Annotated in this window: 19 protein-coding genes; 7 read left to right on the top strand and 12 right to left on the bottom strand. The window is 66.6% G+C overall.

The window, feature by feature from the left end; all coding sequences use genetic code 11:
- Positions 1 to 300 precede the first annotated feature (300 nt).
- Positions 301 to 1,473: a thiolase family protein gene (locus ON44_RS37645; protein ID WP_040699403.1), complete on the bottom strand. Its 1,173-nt coding sequence runs from the start codon at positions 1,471 to 1,473 to the stop codon at positions 301 to 303.
- A 131-nt stretch (positions 1,474 to 1,604) separates the two neighbouring features.
- On the opposite strand from ON44_RS37645, the gene ON44_RS37640 reads away from it, so the two are divergent.
- The 3 genes from ON44_RS37640 (at position 1,605) to ON44_RS37630 (ending at position 4,328) form a co-directional block, all read left to right on the top strand.
- Positions 1,605 to 2,723: an acyl-CoA dehydrogenase family protein gene (locus ON44_RS37640; protein ID WP_040699401.1), complete on the top strand. Its 1,119-nt coding sequence runs from the start codon at positions 1,605 to 1,607 to the stop codon at positions 2,721 to 2,723.
- A gap of 15 nt (positions 2,724 to 2,738) precedes the next feature.
- Positions 2,739 to 3,509 carry an SDR family NAD(P)-dependent oxidoreductase gene (locus ON44_RS37635; protein ID WP_040699399.1) on the top strand — a complete coding sequence of 257 codons (771 nt, stop codon included), beginning with the start codon at positions 2,739 to 2,741 and terminating at the stop codon, positions 3,507 to 3,509.
- A gap of 69 nt (positions 3,510 to 3,578) precedes the next feature.
- Entirely contained in the window at positions 3,579 to 4,328 is a 750-nt protein-coding gene (locus ON44_RS37630; RefSeq protein ID WP_040699397.1) for an SDR family NAD(P)-dependent oxidoreductase, read from the top strand.
- A gap of 102 nt (positions 4,329 to 4,430) precedes the next feature.
- Here the strand turns inward: ON44_RS37630 and ON44_RS37625 are convergent, their stop codons facing one another.
- Together ON44_RS37625 and ON44_RS37620 are read right to left on the bottom strand one after the other, a co-directional pair.
- Positions 4,431 to 5,426, bottom strand: a complete 996-nt coding sequence (locus tag ON44_RS37625; RefSeq protein ID WP_306306535.1) for an alpha/beta hydrolase — start codon at positions 5,424 to 5,426, stop codon at positions 4,431 to 4,433.
- 103 nt (positions 5,427 to 5,529) lie between these two features.
- Positions 5,530 to 6,273, bottom strand: coding sequence for a hypothetical protein (locus tag ON44_RS37620; RefSeq protein WP_083898395.1), 744 nt, complete (start codon positions 6,271 to 6,273; stop codon positions 5,530 to 5,532).
- A gap of 227 nt (positions 6,274 to 6,500) precedes the next feature.
- Here ON44_RS37620 and hsaA point away from each other — a divergent pair, with 227 nt between their 5' ends.
- Positions 6,501 to 7,667, top strand: a complete 1,167-nt coding sequence (gene hsaA, locus ON44_RS37615; protein WP_040699428.1) for a 3-hydroxy-9,10-secoandrosta-1,3,5(10)-triene-9,17-dione monooxygenase oxygenase subunit — start codon at positions 6,501 to 6,503, stop codon at positions 7,665 to 7,667.
- Between the two features lie 74 nt (positions 7,668 to 7,741).
- Here the strand turns inward: hsaA and ON44_RS37610 are convergent, their stop codons facing one another.
- From ON44_RS37610 to ON44_RS37595, 4 genes are all read right to left on the bottom strand, one after another.
- Positions 7,742 to 8,290, bottom strand: coding sequence for a flavin reductase family protein (locus tag ON44_RS37610; protein WP_051182902.1), 549 nt, complete (start codon positions 8,288 to 8,290; stop codon positions 7,742 to 7,744).
- 264 nt (positions 8,291 to 8,554) lie between these two features.
- Positions 8,555 to 9,736, bottom strand: a complete 1,182-nt coding sequence (locus ON44_RS37605) for an acyl-CoA dehydrogenase family protein (RefSeq protein ID WP_040699426.1) — start codon at positions 9,734 to 9,736, stop codon at positions 8,555 to 8,557.
- 164 nt (positions 9,737 to 9,900) lie between these two features.
- Complete coding sequence (locus ON44_RS37600) at positions 9,901 to 10,746, bottom strand: alpha/beta fold hydrolase (protein WP_040699391.1); 846 nt, start codon at positions 10,744 to 10,746, stop codon at positions 9,901 to 9,903.
- Complete coding sequence (locus tag ON44_RS37595; protein ID WP_040699388.1) at positions 10,743 to 11,744, bottom strand: VOC family protein; 1,002 nt, start codon at positions 11,742 to 11,744, stop codon at positions 10,743 to 10,745. The genes ON44_RS37600 and ON44_RS37595 overlap by 4 nt, the downstream gene beginning before the upstream one ends.
- Positions 11,745 to 11,993: 249 nt before the next feature.
- Here ON44_RS37595 and ON44_RS37590 point away from each other — a divergent pair, with 249 nt between their 5' ends.
- Positions 11,994 to 13,595, top strand: a complete 1,602-nt coding sequence (locus ON44_RS37590; protein ID WP_040699386.1) for an FAD-dependent oxidoreductase — start codon at positions 11,994 to 11,996, stop codon at positions 13,593 to 13,595.
- A gap of 259 nt (positions 13,596 to 13,854) precedes the next feature.
- Positions 13,855 to 14,748 carry an IclR family transcriptional regulator gene (locus tag ON44_RS37585; protein WP_051182900.1) on the top strand — a complete coding sequence of 298 codons (894 nt, stop codon included), beginning with the start codon at positions 13,855 to 13,857 and terminating at the stop codon, positions 14,746 to 14,748.
- A gap of 46 nt (positions 14,749 to 14,794) precedes the next feature.
- Here the strand turns inward: ON44_RS37585 and ON44_RS37580 are convergent, their stop codons facing one another.
- The 3 genes from ON44_RS37580 to ON44_RS37570 all read right to left on the bottom strand — a co-directional run bounded on the left by ON44_RS37580 (position 14,795) and on the right by ON44_RS37570 (position 19,194).
- Positions 14,795 to 15,301 (bottom strand): DoxX family protein, encoded by a 507-nt coding sequence (locus ON44_RS37580; RefSeq protein ID WP_040699382.1) that lies wholly within the window; start codon positions 15,299 to 15,301, stop codon positions 14,795 to 14,797.
- 32 nt (positions 15,302 to 15,333) lie between these two features.
- Entirely contained in the window at positions 15,334 to 15,495 is a 162-nt protein-coding gene (locus ON44_RS50980; RefSeq protein WP_157187507.1) for a hypothetical protein, read from the bottom strand.
- Between the two features lie 255 nt (positions 15,496 to 15,750).
- Positions 15,751 to 19,194 carry a serine/threonine-protein kinase gene (locus ON44_RS37570; protein ID WP_040699379.1) on the bottom strand — a complete coding sequence of 1,148 codons (3,444 nt, stop codon included), beginning with the start codon at positions 19,192 to 19,194 and terminating at the stop codon, positions 15,751 to 15,753.
- Positions 19,195 to 19,496: 302 nt separating this feature from the next.
- On the opposite strand from ON44_RS37570, the gene mftA reads away from it, so the two are divergent.
- Positions 19,497 to 19,595 (top strand): mycofactocin precursor MftA, encoded by a 99-nt coding sequence (gene mftA / locus ON44_RS50975; protein WP_157187506.1) that lies wholly within the window; start codon positions 19,497 to 19,499, stop codon positions 19,593 to 19,595.
- Here mftA and ON44_RS37560 read toward each other — a convergent pair.
- Entirely contained in the window at positions 19,589 to 20,974 is a 1,386-nt protein-coding gene (locus tag ON44_RS37560; protein ID WP_040699377.1) for an amidohydrolase family protein, read from the bottom strand. The two genes, mftA and ON44_RS37560, sit on opposite strands and share 7 nt — an antisense overlap.
- A 15-nt stretch (positions 20,975 to 20,989) precedes the next feature.
- The coding region (locus ON44_RS37555) for a CoA transferase (protein ID WP_174415238.1) at positions 20,990 to 21,876 on the bottom strand (887 nt) is incomplete at its 5' end.

The following is a 21,876-nucleotide window of genomic DNA, read 5'->3' as shown; positions in this document are numbered from 1 at the left end:
TCGGAATCGCGCGCGCATCGCCGCAATCAACCCCCGGCGCATCGTGATCGTCATCGCGTTGCGCACCCTCGGTCGGTCCAGGGTCAGCCACAACACGCCGTCCACCCAGCGGCAGACCAGCCCCTCCGTACTCAGCTCCTCGGCGTTCAGCCCACTGGCGTCGAGCCGACCGGCATCCAACCCACTGGCATCCGGTCCACTGGCGTCCGCCCCTGCGGCACCCTGCCCTGCGGCATTCAGCCCCTCAATGTCCGACCCCGCAGCACCCAGTTCTTCGTCCGGCCTCTCGATCACGGCCGCTCAGACTGTCAGGACCAGTGCTGAACCCATGCCGCCGCCCGCGCACATGGCCGCGACCGCCGTACCGCCGCCGCGGCGGCGCAATTCATGGGCCAGGGTCACCACCATCCGGGTGCCGGTGGTCGCGATGGGATGGCCGAGGCTGCAACCGCTGCCGAACGGATTGACCCGCTCGGGGTCCAGGCCCAAACCCCGAACCGCGGCCACGGTCACCGATGCGAAGGCCTCGTTGATCTCGAACAGATCGACCTCGCCGATGCCGATCCCGGCCCGGTCCAACGCCTTTCGGATCGCCTCGATCGGCGCCAGGCCGGTGCGCACCGGATCGACGCCGACGCTCGCCCACGACCGCACCGTGGCCAGCGGTGCGAGCCCGTGTTCGGCGGCCAATTCGGAACTGGCGACGACCACCGCGGCCGCACCGTCGTTCAATCCGCTGGAGTTACCGGCGGTGATCGAGAAACCCTCGATCTCCGGATGCAGCGGCTTCAGCGCCGCGAGCTTCGCCATGCTGGAACCGCGGCGCGGATGTTCGTCGACGTCGAAGACCGACACCCCGCCGTCCCGATCGGTGACCTTGACCGGGACGATCTCGTCGAGGAACCGGCCTGCATCGATCGCCGCGACGGCCCGCTCGTGCGACCCGAGAGCCCAGGCGTCCATCTCCTCCCGGGACACCCCGGCCAGCCGCGCCGTATTCCAACCGACGAGCATCGCCATATCGTTGCTCGGCGCCTCGGGCGTCGACACATGCGACGGCGAGCTCCACGGGTCTTGCCAGTCGTCGGTACCGGGTATCCGCCGCCGTGAAACGGGAGCGGTCGAGAACGACTGGGTCCCACCGGCGATCACCGCACGATCCATCCCGGCCAGCACGCTCCCGGCGGCGGTCGCGATACTGGCCAATCCGGAAGCGCAGTGCCGGTTGTGCGCCAAGCCGGGAACGTGCGTGAGCCCGGCCTCGATCGCGGCATACCTGGCGATATCGCCGCCACCGGCCACGGATTCGCCGAGCACGACGTCATCGATCAGCTCCGGCGGCAGGCCGCTGCGTTGCGCCGCCTCCCGGACAACGACGGTGGCGAGATCGAAGGCGCTGGTATCACGCAGGGTGCCCTTGCGGGCGGTGCCGATGGCGGTACGGCAGGCGGAGAGCAAAACGGCGTCAGTCATATAATTCGTTGTACTCTATTACCGCGCTGCCTGAAAGATCCGAGGCGAAAAGCGTGGTGAATCTCGACTCGAGATGTAAAAAAGGATACCTTCGCAATGACATTTATGTCTTCGGCATCGGGTGGTGACTGATGAACTTCGAGCTCAGCGACGAGCAGACGATGTTGTGCGCTGCCTCGCGCGACCTACTGTCCGACCGGGCGCCGATCGAGACGTTACGGACCTGGATGGAGCGCGACGAAGACGTCGACCCGCAGCTGTGGCGGCTCACCGCCGAGCTCGGTTGGCCCGGCCTGGCTCTACCCGAGGAGTACGGCGGTGCGGGCCAGGGGCTGGTCGAGCTGGCACTGGTCGCGGAGGAGATCGGGCGCGGGCTCGGACGCGGCCCGTTTATCTCGACCGCCGTCGTCGGTGCCGCGATCGCCGCCGCGGGTGCACCCGCACTGCGGGCCGAGGTGTTGCCCGCGCTCGCCGAGGGATCCGGTTGGGCCACTTGGGCTTTCGCCGAACCGCGGGCACCGTGGACGCTGGACGGGGTACAGGCCGAGGCCCGGGGGGAGGGGGACGGGTTCATCCTCGATGGGGTCAAGACCGCGGTACAGGACGCGGGCGGCGCCCGCTGGCTGCTGGTCACCGCGCGACACGAAGGCGTTCCGGCATCATTTCTCGTCGACCGGGACAGCGCCGGGGTCACCGTGCGGCGTCAGCAGGTCCTGGATCTGACGCGCGCGTTCTACGAGGTCCGGCTCGAGCAAGTGCACGTCCCGGCAGAGCGCCGCCTCGAGGGCGGAGTCGCCGAGGTGCAATGGCTGCTCGACTACGCCTCGGTACTGCGATGCGCCGATGCCCTCGGAGTCATGGCGCGCATGCTGGAACTCACCGTCGAATACACCGGTGCCCGCGTGCAATTCGGGCGGCCGATCGGCACCTTCCAGGCCGTCAAGCACGCGTGCGCCGATATGGCGATGTTCGTGCACGGCGCCCGCGCGGCGACCTACTACGCGGCGATGGCCGCCGATGCCGATGACGCCACGCGCGCCGCCTGCGTGGCCGCTTCCTATACCTCCTCCGCCGCCGGGGAGGTCACGGCCCGCGCCCTGCAATTACACGGTGGTATCGGCTTCACCTGGGAGCACGACCTGCATCTCTACCTGCGCCGAGCCGAGACCGACGCCGTCCTCTACGGCGGCGTCACCGTCCATCGCGACCGGCTGTGCGCCCTGTTGCAACAGTCCCCCGCATCCGTCTGAGCGAGAAGGAATTTCATGGAAATCAAGGGTAAGAAGGCCGTCGTATTCGGCGGCGCCTCCGGCATGGGCCGGGCCAGTGCCGAACTGCTTGCGGCGCGCGGTGCCGACGTCGCGGTGCTCGACCGTCCCGGTACGGCGGGCGCCGAGGTCGCCGCCGCACTCGGCGCCAGCTTCCACCCCGTCGACATCACCGACTTCGCGGCGACCGAGCAGGCACTCGCCGACGCGGTGGATTCCCTTGGCGGACTGCATGTCTCGATCACCACGGCGGGCGGCGGCAAGGCCAAGCGCACGCTCGGCAAGGAAGGTCCGCACGACCTCGAGACCTTCCGTCAGGTGCTCGACCTCAACGCCGTCGCGACCTTCAACATCAGCAGGCTCGCCGCAGCGCATATGAGCCGCAACGAACCGGAGGATCCCGAGGAGACCGGCGAACGCGGCGTCATCATCAACACCTCGTCGATCGCGGCCTTCGAAGGCCAGATCGGTCAGGTCGCCTATGGCGCCGCCAAGGCCGCCATCGCGGGTATGTGCCTCACCATGGCCCGTGATCTCGGCTCCCTCGGCATTCGGGTGCTCGCCATCGCGCCCAGCCTGTTCGACACCGGCATAACCGTCAAAATCCCGGACGAGATGCGGGCGCAACTGGTCAAGGACGCCGCCTTCCCCAAACGGCTCGGCCGTCCGGAGGAGTACGCCAAACTCGCCCTCGCCATCATCGACAACCCCATGCTCAACGGCCAGTGCCTGCGCTTGGACGCGGGCCAGCGCTTCGCCCCGAAGTGATCGCGGTTCCGAACACGAAAGTTCAAGTCGGGCATCGTATTACGGTGCCCTGTTCGAAGGAGGGACGCGATGTCCGAACATGAGGGCAAGATCGCGGTCATCACCGGAGGTGGCCGCGGCTTCGGTAAGGCATTCGGCACCGCGTTGTCGGAACTGGGCGCGCACGTCGTGCTCGCCGATATCGACGGCGATGTCGCCGCATCGGCCGCCGCGGAGCTGACCGCACAGGGCCGCAATGCGACCGGCGTGGCCTGCGATGTCGCCGACGAAGACGGCGTCACCGCGATGATCGACGCGGTCACCGAACGCCACGGCGGTATCGACATCCTGGTCAACAATGCGGGCCTGCACGCCGCATACAACAGACCGTTCACCGAACTCGGCCTGGCCAAGGTCCGGCGGGTATTCGACGTCAATGTCATGGGCGTGGTCAACTGCACCCTGGCGGCGCACAAGGCGATGACCGGGCGCGAGGGCGCATCGATCGTCAATATCTCGTCGTCGGCGGCCTACGCCAACCGAACCGTCTACGGCGTCTCCAAACTCGCCGTGCGCGGCCTGACCATGTCCTTCGCCCGCGAATTCGCCCCCGACGGCATCCGCGTCAACGCGATCGCACCTGGCCTGATCTTCACCGAGACCATTCGCGCCGAACTCGCTCGCGACGAGGCCGAGCGCGTCATGGGACAGCAGATTCTCCAGCGCGAGGGCGAGGAGCGCGACATCGTCGAGGCACTGCTCTACCTGGTCTCGTCGAAGGCATCCTTCGTCACCGGCGAAACACTGCGTGTGACAGGCGGTTTCGCACTCTCCGTCTAACGTGGCGACGAATTCCCCTGCGCAACAATAACTGAGGCCCGGTATCGCAATCGGTTTTTGCGATACCCGGCCTCAGTCTCGGATCAGCGCCCAGTGCTCGTCTCAGCGCCCGGTGCCCGCCCAGTGCTCGTCGACGAATCGGCGGATTTCCCTGGCCCTTTCCCGGTCCTCCGGTGCGGTCCCGAGGAACATCCCGTGACCCGCGGCTTCGAAGACATGCAGATCCGCTGAGACACCGGCCGCGCGCAGCTTCCGGTGCAGGCGCACGGTGTCCGACAACAACACATCCCGGGTGCCACTCAGCAGCAGGGTCGGCGGAAAGCCCTTCGTGAAATCCCCGAACAGTGGCGACAGGTACGGGTCACGCAGATCGTGCCCCGCCGCGTAAAGCAGGATGGCGGGCATCGCGCTCCCGGTCTGCACATTGTCGAGATCCCGATTGGTCTGCCAGGTGTCACCCGCCTCGGTGAGATCGACGGCGGGCGTACCCAATACCGCCGCTGCGGGCAATGGGAGACCTTCGTCGCGGGCCCGCAGGATCAGCGCGACCGCCAGATTCGCCCCGGCCGAGGTACCACCGACGACTATCTGCTCCGGGCGATATTCCTTCAACAGGGCGCGGTAGGCGGCCAGACAGTCGTCGAGTGCGACCGGAAACGGGTGGTCGGGCGGCATCCGATAATCGACCGACCAGGTACGGGCTCCTACGGAGGCGGCCGCGCCGATACCCATCGCGCGGCAGATCTCGCCGCCGCACAGGATCCAGGACCCACCATGGAGATCGAGATACACCCGGCGGTCTTCGTCGGAGACTCCCGCGGGAGTGATCACATAGACCTTGGCGCCGTCGATATCGATCTCGGCTACCGAAGGACCGGGCGCATCCGTCGCCCCGCCTCGCATCGCCAGCATTCCAAGCACTTCGGCGTCCGCCGATGCGATCATGTCCCGCCAGCCCTGCAGGTCATCCAGTGCCGGATATTCCGGGGACGGCCCGAGCCTGCCCCGCGCCAGTATCGTCTGCGCCTGCTCGCTCACCGACGTCGGCACGGGGATATCCCGTGCCGGTACGTGCAGGGCCGGCCGCGATTCACTCACCTGTATTCCTCCGACTCGTCATCGGTCGAGATGACCGGTACCTACCCATAAAGGCGCTGCCGGTTTCGTGCAACCCGCACGAAACCGGCAGCGGCCACCAGAGCTAAGCGGTCGCAGGCTCCGCCTCGACGACGTCCTTCGCGGCGAGTTCGGCTTCCTCGCCCTTGATCGCCTTCAGCAGTACCAGCGGCGTGGCGACCTTCCAGACGAGGTAGGCGATCGCCGGAATGCCCTGGGCCAGAATGCCATTCCACGCGAACGGGCCGGTCTTGTTCAGGAAGACGAAGGCGCCCGAGATGAGCAGCACGCCCAGAAGCATGCTCAGGTGCGCGTACCAGCGCGGGAAAATCGGCTTGGCGCGCTGGTCGAAGTAGGAAGCGAATCCGATCGACCAGACCTGCAGCACGAAAATGCAGGCATTACCCACATACATCAGCCAGAAGATGTCGGTCATCGCGGACAGGACATCGGGGGAATGGCTTTCCGGCCGATATGCGGCGGCGGCCAGAATCGCCAAGGGGTAGAAGAAGCCGGTCGGCGCGACGACGCCGGTGGTCAGCTGGACCATCGACAACCAGCCCCAGCCGCCTTCGACCCGCTTCATCTGCATGCTGGTCACAACCACGTATGGATATTCGAACGGCACGGTCAGCACCATGATGGCCACACACAGCAGAATCCCGTGCTGATGCTCGACCAGGAAGTCGCGAACCTCATTCGCGGTCATCGTCGGACTCATGGGCGAGAGCAGGTCGCCGATCCCGTAGGCGACCAGCATCAGTACGAGCACCAGGAATCCGCTCCACGCCGACCAGCGCTGTAATCTGAAATAGATTGATTTTTTCAACGGATCTCCTTCGATCTCTGCACTCATCGCCAGCAATTCCGTCCCGGGGACGAAAGCTCCCCTAGTGTGATGACCCGCACATTCGACCGGCGGAGAACTTCCGCAGAGCGGGATGGCCGCGCAGCCGCCTCATCGTCCGCGCCGCGTCTTCCCGTTCAGCGGCAGCGGCGTGCGAGCCGACCGTGTTCCGGCTGGAGTACGCGGTGCTCGAGGCGCAGGATTACCGCATGGACAACGATGTAGCCGAGGCGGTGCGCGGGCTGCTGCCGGAACTGGCCGAACGCGCGGCGCAGGTCGACGTGACCGGCGAAATACCGGAACAGACGATGACCGACCTGATCGCCGTCGGCGTCTTTCGGCTGCTGCAACCGAAGTGGAGCGGCGGCCTGGAGGCCGATCCGAATCAGTTCTACGACGTGGTCCGGATGATCGCGGGCACCTGCGGCTCCACCGGGTGGGTGGCCTCGGTGCTCGGGGTAGTGCCATGGCATGTGGCACTTTTCGATGAGCGCGCACAACGCGAGGTGTGGTCCGAAAACCCGAATGCGCTGATCTGTCCGTCCTATGCGCCGGTCGGCCGGTTGACACCGGTCGAAGGGGGCTACGAACTCAGCGGACATTGGCGCTTCGCATCCGGCTGCGCACACGCGTCATGGGCGGTCCTCGGCGGCACTGTCTACGCCGAGAACGGTGATCCGGTGGATATCGTGTCCGCGCTGGTACCGCGCGCGGATTACCGTATCGACAGGGTGTGGGACTCCGTGGGCCTGCGCGGCACCGGGAGCCACGACCTGTACATCGAGCGCATCTTCGTCCCGGAATACCGGACGACGCGCAACTACGACGTCACCCACCGGCGTGGTCCGGGCCAGAAACTGAATACCGGTCCGCTGTATCGCATGCCGTTCGGAACGATGTACAGCTATTCGGTCACCGCACCGATGATCGGTTTGGCGGAAGGCTGCCTGGAGAAATTTCTGACGCGTATGCGCAATCTCAACCGACCGAGTTTCGGGGGCGGCAGTCTCAGCACGGACCGGTCCGTGCAGATCGCCGTGGCGCGGGCCGAATCGGATGTCGACGCGGCCGTCCTGCAGCTGCACCGGAATCTGCAGGACCTGTACGAACGGGCACGCCGCCGCGAGGACATCCCGATGGAGCTGCGACTGCGTGGCCGCCGGGATCAGGTGTGCGGCACCGAGCGCGCGATCACCGCGATCGATCTGGTTTTCCAGGCCGCGGGCGGCCTGTCACGACGCCGTGGCAATCCGATCGAACGGGCCTGGCGGGATGCGCATACGGGCAGTATCCATGCTGGTAACGATGTCGAATCGTCGCTGGCGCTGTGCGGCCGTGGCTCGTTCGGGCTGTACGTCGACGACATGCTGGTCTGAACAGACAACGACCCCAATGGCCTGCCCTACCATTGGGGTCGTCGAATTGCGCACTGGCACATGGGCTCAGGTGGCTACCACCCGACGAGCCGGTCCAGTACCAGCGGCGCGCTGGCGAGATAGTCGCCGTACCCGCCGCGGAAGAAGAGCAGTGGGGTCCGCACCGACTCCACCCGCAGTTCGTGCACCTGCCCGACGACCAGGACGTGGTCACCGATCTCGACGATCTGCGCCACGGTGCAGTCGACCCACGCGACAACCCCATCCAGTACGGGATTGCCCAATGTGGACGGCTGCCACGTCACACCCTCGAACCGGTTGCCGCCCCTGGACGCCATCCGCCGCGACACGTGTTCCTGGTTGCCCGCCAACGCATTCGCGCAGAATCGCCCGGTGTCGCGAATCCGTTGCAGGGTCGAGGAAGACGTGTCCACCAGGAATGACACCAGGGGCGGGTCGAGCGAGACAGAGGTGAACGTACCGACGATGAACCCGTGCGGGCGCTGATCGTCGTCGAGGGTGGTGATCGCGACCACGCTCGTGGGGAAATGGCCGAGCACATCCCGGAAGTGGCGCCCGGTGATCGCGACGACCTTCTCCTGCGTCGATCCGATCTCGCTCATGCCTGCGCCTCGCTGGCGCTCGGCTCCGGCACGAGCGAGTGCTCGGCTGTGTTGATCGTTCGCTCGCTACGCTCGCTCATGCCTGCGCCTCGCTGGCGCTCGGCTCCGGCACGAGCGAGTGCTCGGCTGTGTTGATCGTTCGCTCGCTACGCTCGCTCATGCCTGCGCCTCGCTGGCGCTCGGCTCCGGCACGAGCGAGTGCTCGGCTGTGTTGATCGTTCGCTCGCTACGCTCGCTCATAACCGTCCTCCCTGCCTGTTTGCGTCAGACCATCACGATCATCGACGGCGGCAGCTCGAGCCCCATCTTGACCAGGGCATTCGCGTGGTAGGCCGTGCCCGGCACGTGGATCATGTGCTGCAGTGCCATATGTGCGTCGCGCCAGTACCGCTGGATCGGGTTACTACGCCGACCGGCGTTTCCACCGGAGCGTGCGAAGATCTCGTCCAATGCCGACACCGCCCGCCAGGCGCAGCGGACCTGATTTCGCCGGATATTCGACCGATCCTCCAGGGTGATCGGCTTTCCGGCCTCCACCTGGTCATAGAGCCGGCTGACGCCCTCGATCAGCTGAATGCGCGAGGCCTCGATCTCCGAAGCCGCCTCGCCCGCGGCGTAGAGCGTGTACGGATCGTCGCGCACCTGGACACCGGTCACGGCGACCCGCTCGCGCTGTTGGGCCAGGTGCACGGCCAGTCCGCCCTCGCAGATCCCGATGACCGCGGCGGTGAGCCCGAGCGGGAACATGGTTGTGAAGGGCAGCTTGTACACCGTATCGGTGAGGCCGACCTTTTCGGCGGCCGCTCCCGTCATGATCTGATCCTGGACGATGACCCGGTAGTCGGGCAGGAACGCGCCCTCGATCACAACGTCCTTACTGCCGGTGCCGCACAGGCCGACCACGTCCCAGGAATCGTCGATGATCTTGTAGTCCGCACGTGGGACGACCACATGCAGCACGGTCGGCGGCCCGGCGGGCTTGCCGGTGCCGTCACCGAGCAGTGCGCCGAGGAAGACCCAGTCGCAGTGGTCGGTGCCCGAGGAGAACGGCCAGCGCCCGGTGAGCCGGTAGCCGCCCTCGACCGGATCGGCGACGCCCATCGGCATATAGGGCGAGGCGATCCAGGTATCCGGGTTCTCGCCCCAAACCTCTTGCGGCAGACGGGGATCCATCTGCGCCATCTCCCACGGATGGACGCCGACGACACCGCACACCCATCCGGCGGCACCGTCGTGCTGCGCGACCGCCATCACGGCTTCGGCGAAGTCGCGCGGGTGCGCTTCATAACCACCGAACTCCTTGGGCTGCAGGAGCCGGATCACGCCCGCCTGGCGCAGCAGTTCGGCGGTCTTATCGCTCAGCTTGCCGAGCTTCTCGTTCTCCTCGGCGAGTGCGGCCAGTTCCGGCCCCAGCTCCTCGACACGTTGGACTACTTCGTGTGCCACGACGCACACCTCCTACTTACTGGGAAACTACAGGTGCCGCCGCGACGGCCACCGAAAGTGCCGATCTGGCGAGGGGATTCGCTCATTGTGATTCCTTGGTCCATTCGGTCACCACGGACTTTCCGCTCACCGGAAAGACGCATGGTGCACCGGAGTCGGACGGTCTATGCGGCGGACGGTTTGCGGGTGAGGAATTCGATCGCCACCCGCTCGAAATCGGACTTCCGCTCGATCTGCACCCAGTGCCCGCAGCGGGCGAAGGTGTGCAGCTCGACATCGGGCAGCCAGCGGTTCGCGAAGTGCGCCTGGTCGTAGGGCAGCATCCGGTCGTCGCGACCCCACAGCATCAGCGTCGGAGTCGTGATAGTGGCGGCCTTGGTCCACAGCGGCGTATACGTCTGGCGCAGCTTCGGATCGAACATCGAACCGAAGATCGCCTTCATCCGGTCGAGCACGCCCTCGGCCGTGGCATTGCGCATTCGTTCGTCGACGAGTTCATCGGTGATCAGCGCGGGGTTGAACACCATCGCCTTGATCCAGGCGATCATGCGGTCGCGGGTGGGATCCCCGAGGAATTCGAACAGTCGCTGAAAGCCCTCGCTGGGGTCGCCCTGGAAGATTCCGACCGAAAGTCCGCCGGAGCCCATGATGGCCATCCGGCGCACCCGTTCGGGATGCAGGGCGGCCAATTCCGCCACCACCGCTCCGCCCATGGAGTTGCCGATGAATACCGCGGAATCGATGCCGAGGTGATCCATCAGCCGTGCGATCCATTTCGCGGCGACCACCGGGTAAATCTCATCGAGTTCGGGCAGCGCGCTACCGCCGAAGCCGGGCAGATCGGGCGCGATCACCCGGAACTGCTCACCGAAGACGGGCAGATTGTGCTGGAAGTTCGACCAGGCACTGACACCGGGCCCCGAACCGTGCAACAGGATCAGCGGCTCACCCTCGCCCACCTCGTGGTAGTTGAAGGTGAGCCCCTCGACGTCAGCGGTCCGCTGCGTCATTTCAGGCCCGCGGAGGGTGAGGTCGTGAGGAATCCGGCGCCCGGGCCGACGTCGAGGACGTCGCCGTACCAGGTCTGGCCGTACTGCAGCTCGGGCACCTTCCACTCGAGCGCCTGCCAGTCCGGATCCATGATCAGGTACCCGCCGGAGTAGAGCTCGACGCGGTGACCGGAGCCGGGATCGTGGATGTAGAGGTACATCGCCTGACCGATGCCGTGCTTGCCCGGACCGTGCCCGAAGTCGATCTCGAGATCACGGATCTCGTCCGCGGCCCGCAGAATGTCGTGGTAGTTCTCGATATTGAAGGCGATGTGGTGGAAGCGTGCCTTCGCGTCCTCCGCGTTCACGCCGATCGCGATATCGTGCACCTGCGGTGTCACCGACAGCCAGGACGCCATGATGGTCTCCGGGAACTGCGGAATCATCGCGAATTCACGGCGCTTGAAGCCCAGCGCTTCGCGCAGCCACTGCTCGGACTGGTTCACCGTGCTCGCGCTGGTCTGCACGTTCAGATGGTCGAGGCGGCGCACGCCGAAACCGCGGCGGCGCGAGCTGTTGCTCGGCAGCTTCGAGCGCAATTCCTCCGGCGCAAGCGGCTTTTCGATGTCGTAGTAGAGCTCGAACGGGTGCTCACTGCCCGGCACAAGGAATCGGATGGCCTCGCCGCGGCCCAGTTCGTGCCCGGCGGGCAGCTCGATCGACTCGATCTCCTGCTGTTCGAGCTGCTTGTGGAAGAGCTCGACGTCCTGCTTGCGCTGCACCCGGAAGCTGTAGGTGTTCACCGTGGCCTCGTCCTGCTGGGTCAGCACGAGCGAGTGGTGGGTGAGCTCCTGGTAGCCGCGCAGGTAGGCCACGCCGTCGTCGGTCTGCGCGACGACCTCCATGCCGAGCAGGTCGCGGAAGAACCCCAGCGAACGCTCCAGGTCCGTCGTGCCGAGATTGATGCCACCCGCGTGGGCGATCCGAGGGCCGGGATCGTAGTCGTGGGAAAGAGTCATGCGAGCTCTCCTTGAAATCGATTGACGGCCAGGAACGCTAATTCGTGTGGCACCCGCCACTAGGAGAATTTCCGCCCACCGGAAGCGGCGCACTCGCGTCGGCCGGACCGGGCGCTTATTCCGCACAGCGGAAACCGGATCCGGCCCGATAGCCGCAGCCACCACACTCGGGAGGTCTACGCCCCGGGTGACCCAGGTCACTGACGGGCGATGGCAGGAGATTCGCGGTCTGGAAGCAAGGAGACAGTTATGCCCGCTGACGAGGAAACCTACGACGTCGTGGTCGTCGGGTCCGGAGGAGGGCTGGTCGGCGCCTACGCCGCCGCATCTCGCGGCCTGCGCACGCTCGTCATCGAGAAGACCGATCGCTTCGGCGGCACGACCGCCTATTCCGGTGCGGGACTGTGGTTTCCGGGCAGTGCCCCGCTGCGACGCGCGGGCGTCGAGAACGATGTCGAAACGGTGCGCGGCTACCTCCGGGAGATCGTCGACGATCCATCCCGCGAAGTCATGCAGGATGCCTACCTGCGCACCGGGCCGCAACTGATCGACGAAATCGAGCAGAACCCGTGGTTCGGGTCCTTCACCTACCAGCCCGTGCCCGACTACTTCGCGGAGAAGCCGGGCGCGACGGCCGCGGGCAACACCATCTTCCCGGCCGAGATCGAGGCCGCCGAGCTCGGTGATCTCGCCCCGCTGATCCGCGACCTGCTCCCCAACGAGCTCTCGGGCGCGGAAGCCGGACCCCTGCTCACCGGCGGCCGCGCCCTCATCGCGCGAGCGCTTAAGGCGTTCCTGGAGACCGGGAACGGCTCCTACAAGCTCGAGACCGCGCTCGAGAGCCTGATCGTCGAGGGCGACCGGGTGGTCGGCGTGGAGGCGGTCAGCAAGGGCGAGCACGTCCGGATTCGCGCTACCCGCGGCGTCATCCTCGCCGCCGGCGGATTCGAGCGCAATCGCGAGCTGCGCGAGAAGCACAAGGTCGCCCCGTATCACGGTGACTGGTCCGACGGCGCTCCGGGGAACACCGGCGACGCGCTGCAGGCGGCCGTCGCGATCGGAGCCGCTACCGAGTTGCTGGACCAGGCGTGGTACGTCCCCGGTGTCGTGCAGCCCGGCGGACGGCCGGTCTTCCACACCGGTTCGCGCAGCGGCATCTGGGTCAACAGCGCGGGCGAGCGCTTCATGAACGAACTGCTGCCCTACGACCGGGCCGGGCGCGAAATGCTGCGTCTGCACAAGGAGAGCGGCGTCGCGCACACTCCGTGCCACTGGATCTTCGATCAGCGCCACATCGACCGGGACAGCTTCGGCGGCGACCCGGCCCTGCCGCCCCGCCCCGAGTGGTTCGAATCGGGTGCGCTGCGCAAGGCCGACACCATCGAGGAATTGGCCGACCTCATCGCCGTGCCCGCCGAGAACCTCCGCAAGTCGATCGAGGAGTTCAACTCCTATGCCGACAAGGGGGTCGACGAGAAGTTCCACCGTGGCGAGACCGTCTGGGACCAGATGGCCCAGTACATCGTCGGATTCCCCGCCGGACCCGTGATGAGCTACGTGAATCCACTCGACAACGGCTACCCGAACCCCCTGGTCGCGCCGATCGACACGCCGCCCTACTACACCGCCACCATCGCGCTTGCCGACATCGGCACCAAGGGCGGCCTAAAGACCGACGAGCACGCCCGCGTACTGCGCGCGGACGGCGTGCCGATCGCGGGTCTGTACGCCAGCGGTAACACGATGGCCGCCATGTCCGGCCGGGTGTACCCGGGCGCGGGGACACCGGTCGGCTCCTCCCTGGTCTTCTCATATCTCGCGGCGCTCGACCTTGCAGGCGCCGCCGGGTGACAGGCGGCTCGATGACCGAGATTGCTTGAGCACGAGCAATATTCAGTAGCCTGAGGATCGGCCGGGAGCAAACGGATTCCGGCCGATCCCAGGAGCGCCCGGCGGCAGGCAACAGCCGGGATACAGATCAGTATCCTCTTTCTCCAAACAATTCTCTGTACCGATCTGTATAAATTTCGGCGATTTCCGCCGATCGGGAGTCTTCGCGTGGTTAGACTGGCCGCTGAAGTTCGAGTCTCCGAAGTAAGGAGGCGCTGAAATGACCTCAATGTTGAGGATCAGTGAAGCTGCCGACGCCGCAGAGCAGTCTGCGTTATCCCCCTCGCTGGTAGAACGCATGACGTTGATCATGGAATCGTTCGGGGGCGCACAGACGCGCCTCACGCTCGAGGAGGTCAGCGGCCGGACCAACATACCCCGGTCCTCGACCCATCGCATTCTGAAACATCTCGTTCAGCTGCGCTGGCTGGAACGCGACGGCAGGGAGTACGGCCTCGGGTCCCTGGCATTGGGTCTCGGCGGGCGAGAAGACGGCCACAACGCATTGCGCGCCGCGGCATTCCCACTGCTGCACGCACTGGCGGTGCGCACCGAGATGGTCGTACACCTGGCCGTATTGGACGGCACCGACGTCTACTACCTGGATAAATTCGGCGGCCGGGCCGCGGTGGAAATTCCGTCGCGGGTCGGCGGCCGCGCCCCCGCCCACTGCACGGCCATCGGCAAAAGCATGCTCGCGTGGTTGTCACCCGAGCGGGTCGATAAACAGTTCAAGGGCGCGATCCAGAAGCGAACCACCCGAAGCATCAGCGATATCGGGATCCTGCACCAGGAATTGAGCCGGATCCGGGCGCGCAACGGCCTCGCCTTCGAGCGCGGCGAATGTTATTCGCATATCGCCTGTGTCGGTGCGGCGGTGCGCGGGCCGGACGGGCCGATCGGCGCGATATCCATCGTCTGCGACGCCCAGGCCGCACTCGAACGACTGGCACCGCTGGTCGCCAATACCGCGCACGCGATATCGGAGAAACTGTTCGGCGTCGCGCCGCAGCCGGACCGGCCACGCCACGTACCGGCCACCCCACGGATCGCCTTGCCCAGCGAAGCGCTCGGCGAACTGGTCGCCATGGGCGAGCGGGGCGCGTGGTTCTGAAATAGCGAACAGCCCCGCACCACGGGTGCGGGGCTGTCGAATTCCCTTATTCTGCTTGCGCTTTCGGCCGCCAACTCACGGCGAGTAGAACCGCCGCGCCGCCGACGCCACCGACTACCGCGATGGCCGATCCGAGACCACCGTCGAGCGTCGTATCGATGCCGAGCGCGCGATCGAGCGAGGCCTTGCCCGGCCCGGTGGCCGCGACACAGGCGGCCACCACAGCAAGCGTCAGCACGTACTCGTAGCCGTCCTTGAATACGAAGAAGCCGTTCTTCCGATGCGCGATGACTGCGGCCACCGCCATACTGCCGACGATGAACGCCGCCGCGGGCGCGGTGAGCAGGCCGGCCGCGAAGGCGATCCCGGCCGCCAACTCCCCCGCACCGCTCAATGTCGCATGGACCCGCGGCGGCCGCAGCCCCATCGAGGCGAACCAGCCCGCCGTACCGGCCACACCACCCGGGCCGAACAGGTGGTTATAGCCGTGCGCGGCCATGGTCAGGCCGACCACCAGCCGCAGCGCCAGGATCGCGGCATCGATCGTTGTCATGCGAAAAGAGACTCCTCATTGTCGGGATCCGGCTACGAGGTCCACAGCCGCGCACAGGGCAGCGGAAGCAGCCCGTCGTCGAGCTTCGTATCGATGTCGACGTCCACGCCCAATCCCCGCACGGCGGCCGCGAAGCATTCGGCGGCCTCCCGGGCCGCGCGGTACTGCAGCGTGGGATGACCGTGAAAATGCACTCGGATACGGCACTCGTCACCGCACGGGCGCGACCGCCGCAGCGATATCGGCTGCCAGTCGGGCTGGCATGCGAGCGCCGTCGGTGAATTGTGTGGGGCCATTGTCGTGTCCTCGCCGTGCAACACATCGATGTGTCCGCTCCTCGCACCGGGATGCCGGGCGAATGAGCGACAGCCAGATTCAGTGCACTCAATATAGACCTCACGGCAGACTCGAGCAGACGAGTGTGATCCACGTCACAAATCTTTTCAGCGCTACTGCCGACCGGTGCCGGCGGGCAGTAACTGCGTCAGAAATGACAGCGGCGTCCGGCGCAGCGCTGGATCGGTACCGATGAGCGCGACGACGGCGGGCTCGATGGCGGCTCCGGCATCGGCCGCCAACCTGGGCAGGCCGAGTTCGGCGCACTGCGCCAACACCGGATCCAGCACAGCGATGGCCTCTTCCAAGCGGTCCGCGGTTGCCAGGCAGCACGCCGATAGCAGTCGCGCCTCCAATAGCGCCCGCGGACGGCCTTGGCGTTCGAGGCCGCGCACCAGCCGCGCGGCCAATACGGTGGCGGTCTCGGCGGCCCCGGCCGAGTGATCCGCCAATAGCAGCCGTATTGCCGAATCCCACTGGATTTCCGAGGTGAGGATGGTGATTCCGTCGCCTTCGGCGCGGTAGGGCTCGAGCCGCTCGAGTGCCGCCGCCTCGTCCGCGGCGATGGGCAGGCCGAGGCGGATTCGCTCGTTGACGATGCGGGCGGCCAAACGGGGCAGCGCGAGATTACGGGCCATCTTCGCGCCCTCGGCAAGTCGCTCCCGCGCCGCACCGAGGTCGCCCCGCAGCGCCGCGATCCGCGCGCCGATTCCATAGGTTGCCGATACGAATTCGACCACTCCACCCTCGGGCCCCGCCTTGACGCTCTCGTCGAGCAGCGCCTCCGCTTCGTCGAGTTCGCCCCGCCAATAACACAGCGCACCGAGCAGTGCGCCCGTCATACGCGTGATGTAGGAATGGCGGCCGGTTTCCAGGGCCAGCGACCGAGCGGTTTCCAAATGCGTCTGCGCCGCCGCGATATCGAGTTGTTCGAAGGCAGCCACACCGGTCAAGCCGTAGCTGTGCAGTAAGCCGGTCGGCCCCTTGACCCTGGCCCGATGCGGCGCAACCCACCGCTGCCACCGGTACACCTCGTCGAAGTCGAACCGATAGAGCGCGGCCGCCGATCCGACACCCGCCGCGATGGTCGCGATGAACGGGTTGACCTCCGACTCGAGCCGATGCGCGACGAACTCCGGCAATTCGGCGAATCGGTCGGCGGTGAGTCGGCATGCGGCCCGCGCCAGCACGGCCTCGAGATGTAGATCGGCGGTGTCGTCCGCATCCGGCCGATCGGCGCCCAGCACCGCGTCGACCCGATCCAGGGCCGCCTCGGCGGCCACCGGCCGCTGCAGCGATATATTGCCCCAAGCCACGAACAGCTGCAGGCGCGCACTCGATACCGCGATCGCGGTCGGCAGTTTGGCGACCAGCCCGAGCAGTGTGGCCGTCCGGGCACTTTCCAACAGCTCCGTCGCGCGCTCCTCGATCAGGCGCAGCGCACCCGCCGAATCACGGGCGGCCAGTGCGTGATCCACCGCTTCGTTCAACATCGCGTGGTCGGCGAACCAGTCGGCCGCGACGCGGTGCAGCCGGATGCATCTGTCGGGATTCTGTTCGGCCAGCCTGCGGCGCAGGAAATCGCCGAACATACGGTGATAGCGGAACCACTCGAAGTCGTCGCCGACATCGTCCCGGAAGTCGACATTGCGCAGAAACAGATCTCGGGCCTTGACCTGCTGCAACAGCCGTGGGGCCGCCGGGCCGGACAGCGCTTCGGCCAGTCCGGCGCAGATCTTCTCGGTGATCGAGGTCGCCAGCAGAAAGTCCAGCAGGTTCGGATCGAGAGTGTCGAGCACGTTTTCGACGAGGTACTCGCCGATCGCCTCATGCCGGCCTGACAGTTGATCGATGAATTCGGCGGGATCACTGCTGCCGCGCAGCGACAGTGAAGCGAGTTGCAGTGCCGCGATCCAGCCTTCGGTCGAGTCGAGCAGTTCGGCGACCTGCGAGCTGCCCAGCGTCAGGCGATTGATGTCGAGCAGGAACGCCGTCGATTCGGCATCATCGAATCGCAAGTCGTCGGAATCTATTTCGACCAGTTCGTCGCCGACGCGCATCCGGCTGAGCGGCAATCCCGCACGCGTTCGGCCAGTGACGATCACCCGCAGGTGATGGCACCCGTTGTCCAGCAGGAATTCCATGGCGGCGCGGGTACCGGCATCGGTGACGAGGTGCCAGTCGTCGATGACGACGGCCAGCGGCGCACCGCTGTCGTGCACTTCATCGATGAGCGATGCCAGCACGTATCGAGTGGCATCGCTGGAGCGCTCCTCCAGCATCGTCACGAGCCCGCCGGCCAGTTCCTGGCGCGCCCGGCGAATCGCCTCGACCAGATGGGCGAGGAACCAGACGACATTGTTGTCGTCGTGGTCGATCGTCAACCACGCGACCGACATCCCTTGTGCAGTAAGAACATCGCGCCACTGCGCGGCCAGTGTGCTCTTACCGAAGCCCGGCGGCGCGTGGATGAGCAGCAGGCGGCGATTGCCGCCCTCCTGCAGTTTGCGCAGCAGCCGCGGCCGGTCCACCAGGGGGCGGGCCGAGGTCGGCGGACGATATTTGGTCGACGCGACCGGCGGTGGCACGGTGGTCCGTGGGCCGGTTCCACGCTGTGCGTGCACCATTATCGACCCGGACCGCGGTTCCTGCGCGTCCGCCGGCACCGCCATGGCGTCCACGTCGAGCCCGCAATTCCGCTGGACATCGCGCAGCAGATATCCGAATTCGACTGCCGTACGCGGCCTTCGGTCCGGATCGGTGGCCATCGCGGCTTCGATCGCGGCGCGGAGTTCGGCGGGGACGTCGATTTCACCCAGGTCGGGCCCGGGTGTCGAGGTGACTCGAACGAAATGTGCGAGCACCGTCTCACCGGTCTGGCGTTCGACGGCCGCGTGCCCGGTCAGCAGGCAGAACATAGTGGCGCCGAGGCCGTAAATGTCGGAAACCGCGCTCGGCGGCGCACCCCGTAGCACCTCGGGCGCGATGAATGCCGGTGTGCCGGTGATGCGTCCGGCGGAGGTCTCGAATCCCCCGCCGATATGCGCGATGCCGAAGTCCGCCAATTGCGGCTCCCCGTAATCGGTCACCAGAATGTTCGCGGGCTTCACATCCCGGTGCAGTGTGCCCGTCGCGTGCGCCGCGGCGAGCGCCCCGGCGATCTTCACCCCGATCGACAGCAACTCCTGCCACGGCAGCGGCCCCGTCGCGCGCAATCGCGCATCCAGCGACCCGCGCGAATGGAAGGGCATGACGATGAACGGACGGCCGTCGGCGGTCACATCGGCTTGATGAACCGCAACGATATTGGGGTGACCCGAGAGTCGGCCGAGCGCGTGCTGCTCCCGGACGAAGCGCTCGCGTTCGTCGCCGCTGATCTCCGAGGTCAGCACCTTGACCGCGACGGTGCGATCGAGCGAGGGCTCCAGACACCGATAGACGACGCCGAAACCCCCGCGGCCGATCTCCTCGGCGTCCTCGAATCCGGCGGCGGTCAGTTCCGCGGCGATCCCGAACCGGATATCGCGCTGGGTACGTTCGTTCTCGTGGTCGGGCATGGCGAATCGGCTAATCGACTGGCGTCGATCCGCGCGAACCCCCGAAGCCGCAATGTCCGACCATATGATCACCTCTCGAGGCAGAACTGCCGACCCCGACCTGCCGATCATAGTCGGGAAAGCCGAGCTCCGGTGGGGTTGCCGAGGCGGTGCCGGGATTCCGGAAAGCCGTTGCGAACGCGATCTCGTGGCACACTCGAGTTCGTTCCGCTCACCGGGATCCGACAGACGCAGTCGCCGGGCGCTCGCTATCGTCCAATATTCGTCATCAACTGACGAAATCCATCGGCAAGGAGTACCGGATGAGCGAGGAACAGGGCATTGTGCACGAGTCCGACCTGGTGATCGCTGACGTGCTGGTGGAAGAGGTCTCGATCGACGGTATGTGCGGCGTCTACTGACCCGAATACACCAGATCACCGGCCACAATGGTCGCCGCGACGATCTCGGCATCGAGTTGCTGGGCGGCCTCGTCCGGCGGTACCGACAGCAGTGTCAGGTCGGCGACCGCGCCCGGTGTGATCCAGCGCGGCGTCGCCGGGCTGTCGGGTGCGCCGAAGAACAGTGACAGCGCTTTGGGGACCGACACCGCTTCCGCGGCATGGAATTCCGGCGGCCGGTGTACCGCGGCACGCACGACCGACCACGGATCGGGTGCACCGAATGGCGCATCGGACCCGGCTGCGACACCCACCCCGGCATCGACGAGTGAACGCAGCCGCCACAGATCGGGCAGATCCTCCGCGGGCACCTCGTCGCGGTACTGTTCGGCTCGTTCGACCACGAAATGCGGTTGGGTGACGACCGAAACCCGCTGTCCGCGTAGCCAATCCAGCGATTCGTGCGGAATCACCGCACCATGTTCGATCCGATCCCCCGCTCGCACACCGGCGAGGTCCAGCGCGGCCATGGTCAAGATGAACTGCACCCGCGTGACGCAGTGCACCGCGACGGCCCGGCTTGCCGCATGAATCGCGCGCAACCGGTCGGCGAATTCGTCGAAGGGGGGCAGATCGAAATCGTCGAGCACGATCTTGGTAGGGCCCAACGTGAAACGTGCGCCGCCGGGCTGCGACACCTCGGGGGGCGCCATGCAGTGCACCCGCTGCACGATCCGCCCGGTTTCGACCGTCTCGGCCAGTTGGTCGATATCGGCCTGCGCGAGTCCCGGGGTCGCGTCGGTGAATCCGGTGATGCCCATTGCCGCTGCGGCGACACTCACTGCGGCCAGATCCGTTGTGCGCGAGTCGACTCGCTCTCCCATCCAGGAGTCCATCCGGCGCAGCCGGCCGGTCGGCCGCCCGGTCTCGTCGCGTTCCACACCCGGCGCGTCATTGCGGTCCAGACCGACCAGCTCACAGGCCATCGAGTTGAGCTGCCACAGCACACCCGTGCGGTGCTGCACGCGCACGGGACGATGCGGGAGCATCCGGTCCAGCACCGCACGATCGAGGGGGCCGGCTACCGACTCATGGTATCCGGTGCCGCGAATCCACTTGCCAGGCAACAGCTTTCGATCGGCCTCCTGTAGTCGCGCCGCGAACTCGGTTGCGGTGCGCACATGCGGCGGGCCCAGTGGAACAGATTCGTAGGTCGCCGCGAGTGAACGCAGGTGGATGTGGTGGTCGTGCAGTCCGGGCAGCAACCAGCCACCGCCCGCGTAGATCTCGTCCTCACCCGGCAGACGAACCAAACCGGTTGCGCATTCGGTGATGACACCGCCGTGGATGCGCACGTCCATCCGGCCGGCACCGAAGACTTCGGCATCACGAATCAACATGAGGCACAACTCGTTTCATGCCGCGCCGCCCAGTTGCGGCACCCGCGGACGCAGCACCCGTTGCGAACGACCGTAGTGCGGGCATTCGACAACCCAATCCGCACCATCGGCACGCACTCGATGCGGTCCATGGGTGAGCGCGGGGGCCGAGGCGAAGGCGGCGGCGGTGGAACGCATGGACAGGTCGATCAGCTGTCCCCCGCCACCGAGAACGGCGCAGCATACCGCCAGTGCCGCACAGACTCCGGTGAGTGGATCGGCGATGGCGTCAGCACAGAACACCGGCTCGCCCCCGTCCCAGCCGACCAGGCCGCCCGCCACCGCCGCATCGTCGCCGAATGCCACGCGCATCGGCTCGGCGCGACCATATCCGGTCAGGCTCAACCAGACCTGTCCGTCGCGATGCACACGGTCCCCGGGAGCCAGGCCCAGTTGGGCCAACGCCCGCGGCCGGGATGCCTCGATCACCACGTCCGCGGTGGAAACCAGCTCGCGCAGCGTTTCCCGCCCTGCGGGCGTATGGAAGTCGACGGCCAGCTGTTCGTGCCCGCCGTGCAGCCAGTCGAAGAAGCGAGGATCACCGCGGCGTGCGCCATCCGGGCGTCGCGTGCTCTCCACCTTGACCACCCGCGCGCCTGCGCGCCCGAGCAGGTGGGCACACAGCGGGCCCGCCCACATCGAGGACAGATCGACGACCACCGCCCCATCCAGCTGTGCTCCGACGACCGGTTCGGCAATCCGACTTGTCTGCCACGGACATTGGAGACCGGACGCCGCGGATGGTGCGGCTGATGGTCTGGCGACAGGGCGTGCTGCATCGTCGGACACCCCCCTGGCAGGGTGCGCGGCGGCAGGCAGCACGTCGGCGGGATGTGCGGCAGCGGGCAGCGCAGCGTCGCGGT

It is taken from the genome of Nocardia vinacea NBRC 16497 (assembly GCF_000308835.1).
Classification (GTDB): domain Bacteria; phylum Actinomycetota; class Actinomycetes; order Mycobacteriales; family Mycobacteriaceae; genus Nocardia; species Nocardia vinacea.
This window is presented reverse-complemented; position numbering and strand designations above follow the sequence as displayed.

What these genes read in the sequence shown, in the direction of transcription:
- ON44_RS37645 (WP_040699403.1), bottom strand. Translation starts at nt 1,473, where the DNA reads ATGACTGACGCCGTTTTGCTCTCCGCCTGCCGTACCGCCATCGGCACC.
- ON44_RS37640 (WP_040699401.1), top strand. Translation starts at nt 1,605, where the DNA reads ATGAACTTCGAGCTCAGCGACGAGCAGACGATGTTGTGCGCTGCCTCG.
- ON44_RS37635 (WP_040699399.1), top strand. Translation starts at nt 2,739, where the DNA reads ATGGAAATCAAGGGTAAGAAGGCCGTCGTATTCGGCGGCGCCTCCGGC.
- ON44_RS37630 (WP_040699397.1), top strand. Translation starts at nt 3,579, where the DNA reads ATGTCCGAACATGAGGGCAAGATCGCGGTCATCACCGGAGGTGGCCGC.
- hsaA (WP_040699428.1), top strand. Translation starts at nt 6,501, where the DNA reads ATGGACAACGATGTAGCCGAGGCGGTGCGCGGGCTGCTGCCGGAACTG.
- ON44_RS37610 (WP_051182902.1), bottom strand. Translation starts at nt 8,290, where the DNA reads ATGAGCGAGATCGGATCGACGCAGGAGAAGGTCGTCGCGATCACCGGG.
- ON44_RS37600 (WP_040699391.1), bottom strand. Translation starts at nt 10,746, where the DNA reads ATGACGCAGCGGACCGCTGACGTCGAGGGGCTCACCTTCAACTACCAC.
- ON44_RS37595 (WP_040699388.1), bottom strand. Translation starts at nt 11,744, where the DNA reads ATGACTCTTTCCCACGACTACGATCCCGGCCCTCGGATCGCCCACGCG.
- ON44_RS37590 (WP_040699386.1), top strand. Translation starts at nt 11,994, where the DNA reads ATGCCCGCTGACGAGGAAACCTACGACGTCGTGGTCGTCGGGTCCGGA.
- ON44_RS37585 (WP_051182900.1), top strand. Translation starts at nt 13,855, where the DNA reads ATGACCTCAATGTTGAGGATCAGTGAAGCTGCCGACGCCGCAGAGCAG.
- ON44_RS37580 (WP_040699382.1), bottom strand. Translation starts at nt 15,301, where the DNA reads ATGACAACGATCGATGCCGCGATCCTGGCGCTGCGGCTGGTGGTCGGC.
- ON44_RS37570 (WP_040699379.1), bottom strand. Translation starts at nt 19,194, where the DNA reads ATGCCCGACCACGAGAACGAACGTACCCAGCGCGATATCCGGTTCGGG.
- mftA (WP_157187506.1), top strand. Translation starts at nt 19,497, where the DNA reads ATGAGCGAGGAACAGGGCATTGTGCACGAGTCCGACCTGGTGATCGCT.
- ON44_RS37560 (WP_040699377.1), bottom strand. Translation starts at nt 20,974, where the DNA reads ATGTTGATTCGTGATGCCGAAGTCTTCGGTGCCGGCCGGATGGACGTG.